Annotated in this window: 15 protein-coding genes; 2 read left to right on the forward strand and 13 right to left on the reverse strand. The window is 62.4% G+C overall.

From position 1 onward, the window contains the following. From DNJ95_RS09410 to DNJ95_RS09435, 6 genes are all read right to left on the reverse strand, one after another. Positions 1-389: ZIP family metal transporter (locus DNJ95_RS09410; protein ID WP_476756061.1), on the reverse strand; the 389-nt coding region annotated here is incomplete at its 3' end. Positions 390-1,052: 663 nt separating this feature from the next. After that, a complete protein-coding gene (locus DNJ95_RS09415; RefSeq protein ID WP_131184472.1) occupies positions 1,053-1,664 on the reverse strand; it encodes a superoxide dismutase in 612 nt (203 codons plus the stop codon). A gap of 13 nt (positions 1,665-1,677) precedes the next feature. Beyond that, entirely contained in the window at positions 1,678-2,118 is a 441-nt protein-coding gene (locus DNJ95_RS09420) for a hypothetical protein (protein ID WP_131184473.1), read from the reverse strand. Positions 2,119-2,159: 41 nt separating this feature from the next. Beyond that, positions 2,160-3,536, reverse strand: a complete 1,377-nt coding sequence (locus tag DNJ95_RS09425) for a class II fumarate hydratase (protein ID WP_131184474.1) — start codon at positions 3,534-3,536, stop codon at positions 2,160-2,162. Beyond that, positions 3,529-3,924, reverse strand: a complete 396-nt coding sequence (locus tag DNJ95_RS09430) for a FagA protein (RefSeq protein WP_131184475.1) — start codon at positions 3,922-3,924, stop codon at positions 3,529-3,531. The genes DNJ95_RS09425 and DNJ95_RS09430 overlap by 8 nt, the downstream gene beginning before the upstream one ends. A 429-nt stretch (positions 3,925-4,353) precedes the next feature. Next, a complete protein-coding gene (locus tag DNJ95_RS09435; protein ID WP_131184476.1) occupies positions 4,354-5,676 on the reverse strand; it encodes a DEAD/DEAH box helicase in 1,323 nt (440 codons plus the stop codon). A 361-nt stretch (positions 5,677-6,037) separates the two neighbouring features. On the opposite strand from DNJ95_RS09435, the gene DNJ95_RS09440 reads away from it, so the two are divergent. Together DNJ95_RS09440 and DNJ95_RS09445 are read left to right on the forward strand one after the other, a co-directional pair. Further along, positions 6,038-6,931, forward strand: coding sequence for a LysR family transcriptional regulator (locus DNJ95_RS09440; RefSeq protein ID WP_131184477.1), 894 nt, complete (start codon positions 6,038-6,040; stop codon positions 6,929-6,931). Positions 6,932-6,973: 42 nt separating this feature from the next. Then, positions 6,974-7,528 carry a peptidylprolyl isomerase gene (locus DNJ95_RS09445; protein WP_131184478.1) on the forward strand — a complete coding sequence of 185 codons (555 nt, stop codon included), beginning with the start codon at positions 6,974-6,976 and terminating at the stop codon, positions 7,526-7,528. A 31-nt stretch (positions 7,529-7,559) separates the two neighbouring features. On the opposite strand, the gene DNJ95_RS09450 is transcribed toward DNJ95_RS09445, so the two are convergent. The 7 genes from DNJ95_RS09450 to fliN all read right to left on the reverse strand — a co-directional run bounded on the left by DNJ95_RS09450 (position 7,560) and on the right by fliN (position 13,089). Beyond that, positions 7,560-8,681, reverse strand: a complete 1,122-nt coding sequence (locus DNJ95_RS09450) for a GNAT family N-acetyltransferase (protein ID WP_131184479.1) — start codon at positions 8,679-8,681, stop codon at positions 7,560-7,562. A 466-nt stretch (positions 8,682-9,147) separates the two neighbouring features. Next, entirely contained in the window at positions 9,148-10,278 is a 1,131-nt protein-coding gene (gene flhB / locus DNJ95_RS09455; protein ID WP_131184480.1) for a flagellar biosynthesis protein FlhB, read from the reverse strand. 21 nt (positions 10,279-10,299) lie between these two features. Further along, the gene (gene fliR, locus DNJ95_RS09460) at positions 10,300-11,076 is read right to left on the reverse strand and encodes a flagellar biosynthetic protein FliR (RefSeq protein ID WP_131184481.1); all 777 of its coding nucleotides are present in this window, start codon (positions 11,074-11,076) and stop codon (positions 10,300-10,302) included. Between the two features lie 63 nt (positions 11,077-11,139). Next, complete coding sequence (gene fliQ, locus DNJ95_RS09465; RefSeq protein WP_131184482.1) at positions 11,140-11,409, reverse strand: flagellar biosynthesis protein FliQ; 270 nt, start codon at positions 11,407-11,409, stop codon at positions 11,140-11,142. A 10-nt stretch (positions 11,410-11,419) separates the two neighbouring features. Then, the gene (fliP, locus tag DNJ95_RS09470) at positions 11,420-12,178 is read right to left on the reverse strand and encodes a flagellar type III secretion system pore protein FliP (protein WP_131184483.1); all 759 of its coding nucleotides are present in this window, start codon (positions 12,176-12,178) and stop codon (positions 11,420-11,422) included. Next, complete coding sequence (gene fliO, locus DNJ95_RS09475; protein ID WP_131184484.1) at positions 12,178-12,612, reverse strand: flagellar biosynthetic protein FliO; 435 nt, start codon at positions 12,610-12,612, stop codon at positions 12,178-12,180. Before fliO ends, fliP begins: the two co-directional genes overlap by 1 nt. A gap of 3 nt (positions 12,613-12,615) precedes the next feature. After that, the gene (fliN, locus tag DNJ95_RS09480; protein WP_131184485.1) at positions 12,616-13,089 is read right to left on the reverse strand and encodes a flagellar motor switch protein FliN; all 474 of its coding nucleotides are present in this window, start codon (positions 13,087-13,089) and stop codon (positions 12,616-12,618) included. Positions 13,090-13,095 lie beyond the last annotated feature (6 nt).

Below are 13,095 nucleotides of genomic sequence, written 5' to 3' on the forward strand. Positions count from 1 at the left end.
CCCTGGACCCGCGGCAGCAGATAACCAACCCCCAGCAGTGCGCAGGCTCCAATAAGCAGGCCCATGCTGGCCAGGACTGCGGCGCCCCATACGCCATAGCCCTGCTCGCCAGCGACATGCAGGGCAGGAATCAGCAGGGAAAATACCGTTGCGGCAAGCATGATGCCGCCGCCGAAGCCCAACAGCACATCGGACATGCGTGTCGAGACATTGCGTATGAACAACACTGGCAGGGCACCCAGGGCGGTACCCAAAGCACACAACATACCCGCCCGGAAAGCTCGCCATATCTGTGGCTCTATGCTTTCCGGCACCAGGCTCGAGGCTTGTGCCAGTAGAATCAACGCCCCCCCAAGGACAAGTGAAAACCCCGCCAGGTAGCGGAACATCCGCACATTGGAGGCTGTCAGGGTTTGCCACACCGTTCGCATGAAATGTCTTTATCCTGGGTTGCCGATCACGAGGGCCTGTCAAACAGTGACACCACGCGGATGCGATACGACGAACACGACCAACCGCAGTTACGGGCCGTCGTATTTCCAACGACGGGGTCTGCTTCCGGCATCACAGAGGAACAGGGACGTTACGGACTTCGACAGCAAGGTGAAACGAGGCGTTCTCTGCTCCGCTCAAGAACCTGCTCCAGATCCTGTACGAAAAATGCCTGCGCGTATCCATATCCTGCGCTGACAAATCGGCTCGGCAGACCACTGGCGGCTAACGCACTTCAGTACGTGCCCGGAAGGGATGAGCGAAGCGAGTCATACTTTGGTGTAAATTCCGCTTCCTCACCGATTTGATTCGCTGACGCCCAGCTTTCGGCTGTTACTCCCGCGAGTCGTTGCGCCTGGCCTGAGCCGGGTGATGTTTCGTACAGAACCTGACTCTGCAATCCATCCATGACCCACTACATGTTGCCCCAACTGCGGCACCGCGCTTCGACAAAGGCGCTGGAGTCTGGATGGCTGGACGAAAAAGCACGGACGGTTCCCCGCTTTTCGTTCAGCCTCCGGCGTTCCATCGCCCTTTTCGGCTCTATCGTGAACTGGTTTTCAGGCAATGGCTTCGCGATAGCGCCTGGCCACTTCATCCCAGTCGATGACGTTATAGAAGGCGCCGATGTATTCGGGACGACGATTCTGATAGCGCAGGTAGTAGGCGTGCTCCCAGACATCCAGTCCCAGTATCGGAGTATTGCCCTGCATGAGAGGGCTATCCTGGTTGGCGCTGCTCTCGACCACCAGGCGCTTCTGCGGTGTCACGCTCAGCCACGCCCAGCCACTGCCAAAACGTGTAAGAGCCGCCTTGGTGAAAGCCTCCTTGAATGCCTCGAAACCGCCGAGTTGCTTGTCGATGGCCTCGGCCAGCGCGCCACTCGGAACACCGCCGCCTGTCGGCGACATGACGCGCCAGAACAGGCTGTGGTTGGCATGGCCACCGCCATGGTTGATGACCGCGCCACGCAACTCACCCGGCACTTCTGCCACCCGCGACAGCAATTCTTCGACTGGCAGATCGGCCAGCGCACTACCCTCCAGGGCGGTGTTCAAACCATTGACGTAGGTCTGGTGGTGTTTGGTGTAATGGATTTCCATGGTCTGGGCATCGATATGCGGCTCCAGAGCATCATAGGCATAGGGCAAGGCAGGTAGAACGTAAGTCATTTTCGATCATTCCTCAGTGTTGCTGTCGGCTGGCAGGTACGCCCGCCGGATTCTGTGGTGTGGAGGCTGCAAGCAGCAGTTCTCCGTCCGTGGCTCCATGCCCATGTTGCGCCATAAACTGCATCAGGGCCAGGTAGGTATGGTTGCTGTGCCGTAGCGCGGCCTCGCGCAATGCCACGCTGCTGCGGCCACTCTGGGCCGCATCGAGCAGGCGCTCATGGGCGTTGCGCAGGCAACGACCAGCTTCCTGAACCTGGCCGAGCCGCAGATGCAGGTCGGCCAGGTTATGCAGGGAGACGACCAGCGCCGCCGCCGCTTGGTCGGCATCATGCCAGCGATCGAACAGCATCTGGGCCATGGCCAGTGCCTGCAGGTATCCCTCGCGGGCTTCGATCATCCGTCCAGCCTCGAAACAGCGGTTGGCACTTTCAATGGTCTTTTTCCAAAGTTCCATGTCGTCGCCTCCTGTACCCTCAACACGGGTAACGGTGCGTGTCAGATACCGCCTTCGGTCAGTTTTTCCGGGTTGAGCAGACGTTCCAGTTCTTCACGTCCCAGGTCCGTCTGCTCCAGCGCCACCTCGATGATCGGGCGCCCTTCCTTGTAGGCCTGCTTGGCGATTTCCGCCGCCTTCAGGTAACCGATCAAGGGATTGAGCGCCGTCACCAGAATGGGGTTGCGCTCCAGGGCTTCCTTGAGCTTCGGCTCATTGACCTTGAAACTGGCGATCGCCTTGTCGGCCAGCAGGCGGCTGACGTTGCTCAGCAACTGGATATTGCTCAGCAGGTTCTGCGCGATCACCGGCAACATCACGTTCAGTTCGAAATTGCCCGACTGGCCCGCGACGGTAATCGCCGCATCGTTGCCGATCACTTGTGCCGCCACCATCGCGGTCGCTTCCGGGATCACCGGATTGACCTTGCCCGGCATGATCGAGGAGCCCGGCTGCAGGGCCTCCAGTTCGATCTCGGCGAGCCCGGCCAGCGGGCCGGAGTTCATCCAGCGCAGGTCATTGGCGATCTTCATCAGCGAAACCGCGGTGGTCTTCAACTGACCGGACAGTGCAACGGCCGTATCCTGCGAACCGATCAGCGCGAAGAAGTTGTCGCCCCGGGTGAAGGGAATCCCTGTCAGGGCCTTGAGTTCGGCGCAGAAGGTATCGGCGAAGCGCGGGTGGGCGTTGATCCCGGTGCCCACTGCCGTACCCCCCTGGGCCAGCGCCTGCACACTGGGCAGCAGTGCGCGCAGATGCTCGATATTGGACTGGATCTGCTGCCCCCAGCCATCGAGTACCTGGCTCATGCGCACCGGCATGGCATCCATCAGGTGGGTGCGACCCGTCTTGACATAGGGCTGCACCTCCAGGGACTTCTCGCAAAGCACCTTCAGCAGGTGCCCCAGCGCGGGCAGCAGGCGCTCGCTCACTTCGATGGCGGCACTGACGTGGATGGTGGTGGGAATGATGTCGTTGCTGCTCTGGCCGCAGTTGACATGGTCATTCGGGCTGACCTTGTCGCCGAGTACGCGGCTGGCCAGGGTGGCGATCACCTCGTTGGCATTCATGTTGGTGCTGGTGCCGGAGCCGGTCTGGAAGATATCCACCGGGAAGTGCTGCATGAAGTCACCGGCCAGCAGTTCCTTGCAGGCGGTGACGATGGCCTCGCCCTGGGCCTGGCTGATCTGCCCCAGCTCGATATTCGCCTGCGCCGCCGCGGCCTTGGCCAGGATCAGCGCGCGGATGAACGACGCGGGCATCTTCTGCCCGGAGACGGGGAAATTGTTGACCGCACGCTGGGTCTGCGCGCCATACAGGGCAGTGGCCGGGACAGCCAGCTCACCCATGCTGTCGCGTTCGATACGGGTGTCACTCATAAGGGTTTCCTTCTGCCAGTTCAGCGGTTGAGAGGGAGGGTTGCAAGCGCAAGGTTGCCAGGCGGTTACGCAGGCGATTCAGTGTCTGGTGCTGTTCCCGTCGATCCGCCAGGCCTTGCAATATCTGCAGTGAGCGATACGACTGATCCAGGCAGATGGCGCGCCAGTGCCATGGCAGCGCCGGGTCGCAGGCGCTGTCGAGCAGCAGGTTCAGTGTGGTGGCGGCCATGCGCCAGGGTGCGATACGGCCATGCTCGACCAGTTGCAGGCCCTGGGCCCAATGCGCGTCCAGCAAGCGCGGCTCGTCGGGCAGGAGCGCACAGCGGATGCGGAAGCCCTGCCAGTACCAACAGTCCAGACAGGGCGCATTGCGAGAACGGAATGACATGGGACATCCTCCAGAAGCAGAACGATATTAATTCGCATAAGCGATGAATAATCAACTACTTTTGTGGATTGCTCGCGCATTCAGTGACGAACTCGACATTCATCAGCCACCACGGTACAGGCTGCCAGTGTCGCGCCAACGATCAAATGCCGCGCCGGGGAACGGCGGCCTTGCGCAGGGTGCTCCCCAAAAGCCCCCGTGCACATACCGACATTCGAACTACTGGCAGGCCCTGCAAAGTGCCGAAAAGAGCGCGGGAACGCTGGAGACTGAACGAAAGAGCGGGGCCTCGGGTGTTTTTCGTCCAGCTTTCCGGCCCCCAGTAGCTCTATCGCGGCGCATTGCCCCTGGATAACGACATAGTTCGATCGCCCTGCCAGCACGCCTGGCATCGTTCACCCAAGTGCGTATGGCATCCCCATGACGGTTTCAAGCCGTGGGCTTCTTGCGTCGCAGCGGTGCCATGCCATCCTCGCTGACGACCTGCGAAGCTTGCGGTTTGCCGGCGTGAGGGCGCCTGGCTGCCGGTTTGGCTTTTTTGTCGGGGGTTTTCTTGTCGTCCTTTTTCTTCTTGCTGCCCGCCGCCTTGCCGGACGCCTTGAGGTTCTTCGGCCCCTGGTAGTTGCCTTTCAGGCCCTTGACCACCCTGCGCTCGAAACGCTGCTTGAGGTAGCGCTCGATACTGGACATCAGGTTCCAGTCATTGTGGCAGACCAGCGAAATCGCCAGCCCCTCGCCCCCCGCCCGGCCGGTACGGCCGATACGGTGGACGTATTCATCCCCCGAACGTGGCATATCGAAATTGACCACCAGGTCCAGCCCGTCGATATCCAGGCCACGCGCCGCCACGTCGGTGGCGACCAGCACCTTGACGCCGCCCTGTTTCAGGCGCTCGATGGCCAGCTTGCGCTCCTTCTGGTCTTTCTCGCCATGCAGGATGAAGGCTTTGACCTCGCTGGCGACCAGGCGGCCATAGAGACGATCGGCCTGGGCGCGAGTGTTGGTGAAGATCACGGCCTTCTGGTAAGGCTCGTTGGCCAGCAGCCAGTGCACCAGCCGCTCCTTGTGCGCGGGATCATCGGCGGTGATGATCTGCTGCCGGACGCCTTCGCTCAGTTCGCTGACGAGGTTGAGCTTGAGGTGCAGCGGCTCTTTCAGCACCTGCGCGACCATATCGCGCAAACCTGCGCCGCCACTGGTGGCGGAGAACAGCAGGGTCTGGTGGCTATCGCCGCAGGCCGTCACCAGGCGCTGCACGTCTTCGGCGAAGCCCATATCGAGCATGCGATCGGCTTCATCCAGCACCACCACTTCCACATCGCCGAGCACCAGGGTACCGGCATTCAGATGCTCGATCAGGCGCCCCGGCGTACCGATGAGGATATCGGGCACCTTGCGCAGCATGGCGGCCTGCACCTTGAAGTCCTCGCCACCGGTGACGATGCCAGACTTGATGAAGGTGAACTGCGCGAAACGCTCGACTTCCTTGAGCGTCTGCTGCGCCAGCTCGCGGGTCGGCAGCAGGATCAGCGCCCGCACGTCGACACGCGGCTGGGCATCGCCGATCAGACGGTTGAGCAACGGCAGGACGAAGGCAGCGGTCTTGCCGCTGCCGGTCTGGGCGATCACGCGCAGATCGCGTCCCTCGATGGCGGGCGGAATGGCGGCGACCTGCACCGGGGTCGGCTCGGTGAACCCGAGTTCGGCTACAGCCTTGAGCAGGCGCTCATGCAGGGCGAATTGGTCGAACAAGGGCGAATACCTCGAGCAAGCTGGAAAGGCCGCATAGGTTACCCGGTCCTGTGCAAGAAAGCCGCCCCCATCTGTACGAGCCCAGGGCGATCACGCGATGCCACTGTTCACGGGCAGCGACTTCGATAAAAGCGCGGGAGGCTGGAAAGCTGGACGAAAAACACCGGCGGCCATGCTCTTTCGTCCAGCCTACAGCGTTCCAGCGCTCTTTCGGCCCTTTACCGTGCATAGCGCGATCACCCCGCGTACGGGCCAGGCCATGAGAACAGGCATAATGGCGCAGACCGCCATTCGACCCGGGCCCTGCCACCATCGGGGCAAATGGTCCGCATGCCCCCACTCGCAGAGGACTGGCCGACTCATGAAAAACCCCCGCGTCACGCTGGAGCAATGGCGCACATTGCAGGCCGTCGTCGATCATGGTGGATTCGCCCAGGCCGCCGAAGGGCTGCACCGCTCGCAATCCTCGGTGAGCTATACCGTGGCGCGCATGCAGGAGCAACTTGGCGTTCCCCTGCTGCGCATCGAGGGCCGCAAGGCGGTGCTGACCGATGCGGGCGAAGTCCTGCTGCGACGTTCGCGCCAACTGGTCAGCCAGGCTGGACAGTTGGAAGAGCTGGCGCAACAGATGGAGCAGGGCTGGGAGGCCGAAGTCAGGCTCGTGGTGGACGCGGCCTACCCCAATGCCCTCCTGGTGCATACCCTCACCGAATTCATGCCGCGGAGCCGCGGCTGTCGCATACGCCTGCGCGAAGAGGTGCTGTCGGGTGTCGAAGAGGTGCTCAAGGATGGCAGCGCTGACCTGGCGGTGAGCGGCCTGAATATCACCGGCTACCTGGGCAGCGAGCTCTGTGCCGTGGAGTTCATCGCCGTCGCCCGCCACGATCATCCACTGCATCGGTTGCAACGCAAGTTGAGCGTGCAGGACCTGCAGGGCCATATGCAGGTCGTGGTCCGGGATTCGGGGCAACGCCAGCCGCGTGATGCTGGCTGGCTGGGCGCGGAACAGCGCTGGACCGTCGGCAGCCTGGCGACTTCGGTGGCATTCGTCAGCAGCGGGCTGGGTTTCGCCTGGCTGCCCCGGCACATGATGGAAAGGGAACTGGAGGATGGAACCCTGAGGCCCCTGCCCTTGGTCCAAGGCAGTATTCGCCGGATCCTGTTCCATCTCTACACTAATCACGCCAAGCCCCTCGGACCAGCCACCCGGATACTGATGGAACTGTTCAGGACACCACCACCGCAAACGGCCTGAACAGGTTCCGCCCACGTCCCCCAAGATAAGGAAACACCAAAGATGCTGAAACGCCTGACCCTCGCAGCCTGTTCCCTGCTATTCGCCAGCCATCTGCTGGCTGCGGACAATCCACGCGTCCTGCTCAGTACCAGCCTTGGCGAGATAGAACTCGAACTGGAAGCGGAGAAAGCCCCGATCAGCGTGAAGAACTTCCTCGACTACGTGGATAGCGGCTTTTACGACAACACGGTCTTTCACCGCATCATCCCGGGCTTCATGATCCAGGGCGGCGGCTTCACCGAAAGCCTGCAGGAAAAACCCACCCACGCCCCGATCAGCAACGAGGCGGACAACGGCCTGCACAACGTCCGCGGCACCCTGGCCATGGCGCGCACCCAGCGCGTCGACTCGGCAACCAGCCAGTTCTTCATCAATCACCGCGACAACGTCTTCATCGACCATGGCGTGCGCGACTTCGGCTACGCGGTATTCGGCCGGGTGGTCAGTGGCATGAACATCGTCGACCAGATCGCCCAGGTGCCCACCGGCAGGAAGGGCATGATGCAGAATGTGCCGCTGCAGCCGGTGACGATTCTCAAGGCGAGCAGGCTGTAGCAAGCGCCTTAGCGGGAAAGCAGCCTCCTGCTCAGGCGCTGCCCTGGCGATAAGGCAGTGCCTGTCGTGCCGCTTCGGCATAAGCCAACACTTCACGGCGTTCCTGTTGCAGGAACGCATCCACGGCAACGCGCAGTCCCGGGTGTTGCAGGTAGTGCCAGGAGCGCGTGATCCGGGGCTCGAAACCCCGGATCAGTTTATGTTCGCCCTGGGCCCCGGCGTCGAAGAATTGCAGTTGCCCCGCGATCGCCTGTTCGATGCCCTGGTAGAAACAGGTCTCGAAATGCAGCCGATCGAAGTCGCCAAGGCATCCCCAGTAGCGACCGTAGAGGCAGGCTTCGTCCTGCAGGCTGAATGCCATGGCCAGCGGGCGCCCGCCCCGGCAGGCGAATACCACACGGATAGCCTCCGGCATGCGCTCGGCCAGCAGGCTGAAGAAAGCACGTGTCAGGTAGGGCGAACGCCCGCGCACATGGTAGGTGTTGGCATAACAGGCGTAGACGAAGTCCCACTCGTCCTCGCTCAAGGCGCCTCCTGAGCGCCACTCGAACTCGATGCCCTGGGCCGCAACCTGGTCACGCTCCTTGCGCATCTGCTTGCGCTTGCGCGAGGTCAGGCCATCGAGGAAATCCTGGAAGTCGCGATAACCCCGGTTATGCCAGAGGTACTGGCAACCCAGGCGCGGCAGCCAGCCCGCGCGCCCCCCCAGCAAGGCATCGCTGTGTACATCGGTGAAGTTCACATGCAGGCCGGAAACGCCCAGCTCCGGCAGCCCGGCTTCAAGATGATCGAGCAGCGGCATCGCCTCCCCCAGCAGGCGCGGCCCCGAGACGGGTGTGAACGGCACCGCGCACAAGAACTTCGGGTAATAGTCGATGCCCGCGCGCCGGCAGGCATCCGCCCAGGCCCAGTCGAAGACATACTCGCCATGGGAGTGCAGCTTCAGGTACAACGGCATGGCCGCCAGCAGCGCGCCCTGTCCATCGCACAACAACCTATGCTGGACCTGCCAGCCACTGCCAATGCCGACACTGCCACTCTCCTCCAGCGCGCTCAGGAAGCCATGCCGCAGGAACGGTTGGGTAACGCCCGGCACGGCATCCCAGCTATGGGCGGGAATATCGGTGATTCGTGAAAGCGTGAGTATCGGCATGGACGACAGTCTGCCATGCCGCCACGGGATAAAGAATTTCCAGGAGCGATTTTCAATGCCACGGCGTAACTGCGCAGAAGATGGTGGGATCGAGTGGGAGGCGGGGTCACCCGCGACACCCTTGCCTCCGGCTAACACTTCCCCTTGCCGGGTATGTAGAGGACTTTCACCTCCAAGCCGTCCAGCTCACCACCACAGTGAGCAGAACAGCGCCATGCCTGGCGCACCAAAAAAAACCCCACCGAAGTGGGGTTGAAATGGAGCGGAGCGGATGAAACGGCTTGCCTGGAACGCGTACGGGGCCTGTTATCCAGCCTGCCGCAGGAGTGGACTGCGCCTGGTCCCGGCCCGTCTTCACGGGTTCCGTATGCTGAGTGCAATTCTCGCGAAGGGTTATGTCAGCTCAGTGGAGCTTATGTAACAGTTTCATTGCAGGCGGACTCCCGGCGGATTTTCCGCAGCGACTTCATTTGCGCAATTCCGGCGGGATCGGCAGGTCGTTCAGGGGATCGGGACGACGCCCCTTGCCGCTGCGGTGCTGGCGCAGTTGATAGACATAGGCCAGTACCTGGGCGACCGCCAGGTACAGCCCGGCGGGAATTTCCTGGTCCAGTTCGGTCGAGTAGTAGACCGCCCGCGCCAGTGCCGGTGACTCCAGTATGGTCACCTGATGCTCCTGCGCCACTTCGCGGATCTTCAGCGCCAGGTGGTCGCCACCCTTGGCCAGCAACCTGGGCGCACCGCCGCCGCTGGCGTCGTATTTCAGCGCCACGGCGAAGTGCGTCGGGTTGGTGATGACCACGTCGGCCTCGGGCACCGCCTGCATCATGCGGCGCTCGGCGGCAGCACGCTGCAACTGGCGAATCTTCGATTTGACCTCGGGCTTGCCTTCGCTGTCCTTGTACTCGTCGCGCACTTCCTGCTTGGTCATCATCAGCTTTTTCTTGTTGTCCCAGAGCTGGAACGGGACATCCACCGCCGCGATCAGGATCAGCCCGCAGGCCATCCACAATGCACACCAGCCGACCGTCTGCGCACTGTGAATGATGGCCAGGTCGAGCGGTTGCTTGGCGATCGACAGCAGGTCATCCATGTAGGCGTTGAGCACCAGCAAGGCCACGGTCAGGATCACCAGGAACTTGCCCAGTGCCTTGAGCAATTCCACCAGGGCCTTGGCGGAAAACATCCGTTTCAAACCCGACAGGGGATTCATGCGGCTGAATTTCGGCGCCATGGCCTGAGCGGAAAACAGCCAGCCACCGAGCGATATCGGCCCGACGATGGAAACGATCAGCAGCACGACCAGCAGTGGCAGGGCGGCATTCAGGGCGATAATGCCGCTGTGCAGCAGCAACATGCTCATGGTGGCTTCATCCATCAACGCCTCGCGGCTCAGGTCGAAGCTATCGCGCATCATCGCCATCATGCTGTGCGCCAGACTGCCACCGGAAGCCAGCAGCCCGCCGATCCCGCCCAGGGTCACCGCCACCGTATTGAGCTCGCGGGAGCGCGCCAACTGGCCCTTCTCGCGGGACTCGCGCAGGCGTTTTTCCGTTGGTTGTTCGCTCTTGTCCGCCCCGCTCTCGCTTTCAGCCATCTTGGCCCTCCCGTGCGCCCATCAGGACGAACCCGCCAGTTCCCGCAGCAGTTGCAGGGTCTCGCTGGCGAAGCCCTGGTACTGCGCGAGGATATCGGCCATGCCGACCCAGACGATCACCAGGCCGATCACCAGGGTCAGCGGGAAACCGATGCTGAAGATATTCAACTGCGGCGCGGCGCGGGTCATCAGGCCGAAAGCGAGGTTGATCACCAGCAGCGCGGTGATCGCCGGCAGCACCAGCAATAATCCGGCACCCAGTACCCAGCCCAGCTTGCTCGCCACTTCCCAGTAATGATTGGTGCTCAGGCCGGCGCCCACCGGCAGCGTGACGAAACTCTCGGCCAGTATCTCCAACACCACCAGATGGCCGTTCACCGCCAGGAACAGCAGGATGATCAGCATATTGAAGAACTGCCCGAGCACCGGTACGGAAATGCCGTTGGCGGGGTCGACCATCGAGGCGAAGCCAAGCCCCATCTGCATCGCCAGCAATTGCCCGGAAACGATGAAGACGTGGAAGAACAGTTGCAGCACGAAGCCGAACATCACGCCGATCAGGATCTGCTCGACGATCAACAGCATGGCCGGCAGGCTCAGCGCATCCACCACCGGCATCTCCGGCAGCGCGGGCATCAGCGCCAGGGTGATGGCCAGGGCCAGGTACAGCCGGATGCGCACGGGAACCAGTTGCGTGCCGATGATCGGCATGCTCATCAGCAGGGCGGCGATGCGAAACAGCGGTAACATGAACTGCCCGACCCAGCCGCCGATCTGCGCTGCACTCAATTCCAGCATAGCGCCCCCACCCTGCGGGTCCGCTCGCTGGCGCAAGGCCGGTGCTCGATCAGGGCCATGGCGCTAACCGATCAGCAGTGGAATGTTCTGGAACAGCTCCAGGGTGTACTCCATCAACTGCCGGACTATCCAGGGACCGGCCCAGATCAGCGTCATCAGCATCACCAGCAGGCGCGGCAGAAAGCTCAGGGTCTGTTCATTGATCTGCGTCGCGGCCTGGAACATGGCCACCAGCAGGCCGATCATCAGGCTCGGCAGCACCAGGATGCCGACCATCATGGCGGTCATCCACAATCCGCCACGGAACAGATCGACAGCGATTTCGGGCGTCATGGCGAGCCTCCTAGAGTGTGCCGAAACTGCCGGCCAGGGTGCCGATGATCAGGCCCCAGCCATCGACCAGTACGAACAGCATGATCTTGAACGGCAGGGAAATGATCAGTGGCGACAGCATCATCATGCCCATCGCCATGAGTACGCTGGCCACCACCATGTCGATGATCAGGAACGGGATGAAGATCATGAAACCGATCTGGAAGGCGGTCTTCAGTTCCGAAGTGACGAAGGCCGGGATCAGGATGGTCAGCGGCGCGGTTTCCGGGCTCTGGATGTCGGTGCGCCGGGACAGGCGGACGAAGAGCTCCAGGTCGCTCTCGCGGGTCTGCGCCAGCATGAAGTCGCGCATCGGCCCCTCGGCGCGGACCACCGCCTCCTGGGCGGTCAGTTCTTCGTTCAGGTAGGGCTGCAGGGCCTGTTCGTTGATCCGCTCGAACACCGGCGCCATGATGAACATCGTCAGGAACAGTGCCAGCCCCAGCAGGATCTGGCTCGAGGGCGTCGACTGCAGGCCCATGGCCTGGCGCAGGATGGAAAAGACCACGATGATACGGGTGAAACTGGTCATCAGCATGACGAACGCCGGGATGAAGCTCAGCGCGGTCATGATCAGCAGGATCTGCAGGCTGACCGAATACTCCTGCTGCCCTTCGGCATTGGTGCTCAGGGTGATCGCCGAAATCGACAGCGGATCGTTGGGCGCCGCCATCGCCAGGGGTGCCAGCAGCAACAGCAGCAGAGCGAGCGAAGAGCGCCAGAGATGCATCAGGGCTTGTCCTTGTGGTCCTTGCCCAGCAGCTCCATGAGGCGCCTGGCGAATTCATGATTGGCGGGGGCCGCGGTTGCCGGCGGCTCGAGCACCACCGGCTGCTTGAGTACGTGCAGGGGCGTGATACGCCCGGCGGTCAGCCCCAGCAGCACCTGTTCATCGCCTACCTGCACCAGCACCAGCCGTTCACGGGTGCCCAGTGCCTGGGTGGACAGCACCTGGATCGCCTGGTTGCCGCGTGGCGTCAGGCCCTGCACCCGGCGCAAGACCCAGGCCAGCAGGAAGATCAGGCCGACCACCAGCAGCAGGCCACCCAACAGCCGCCCCAACTGGGCGCCGACATCGGCGCCACTCATGGCACCAGCCGGCTCCGCCGCCAGGATCGGCAACGGCAGCCAGCAGAGGATCGCGAACAGCCAGCGCGGCTTCATGTTTCAGCGCAGCTTCTTGATACGTTCGGTGGGGCTGATCACATCGGTCAGGCGGATGCCGAACTTCTCGTTCACTACCACCACTTCACCGTGGGCGATCAGCGTACCGTTGACCAGTACGTCCAGCGGTTCGCCGGCCAGCCGGTCCAGCTCCACCACCGACCCCTGGTTGAGCTGCAGCAGGTTGCGGATGCTGATTTCGGTACTGCCGACCTCCATGGAGATAGACACCGGGATATCCAGGATCACATCCAGGTTGGGACCATCGAGCCCGACCTGCTGGGCATTGGCCTTGGGCGCCTGGCCGAACTCCTCGAGCGGCGCCTTGGGTGCTGCCGGAGGTGGCGTGGGCACGCCCTGGTTCAGCAGCGCGTCGATGTCATCCTGGCTGGACTCACCCGCCTCGGCCAGTGCCGCCGCCCATTCATCGGCGAGCTCCTGGTCATCGGTGGATACGTTTTCGTTCTCATCTGCCATCGCTAA

The organism is Stutzerimonas kirkiae, from assembly GCF_004327335.1.
GTDB lineage: Bacteria > Pseudomonadota > Gammaproteobacteria > Pseudomonadales > Pseudomonadaceae > Stutzerimonas > Stutzerimonas kirkiae.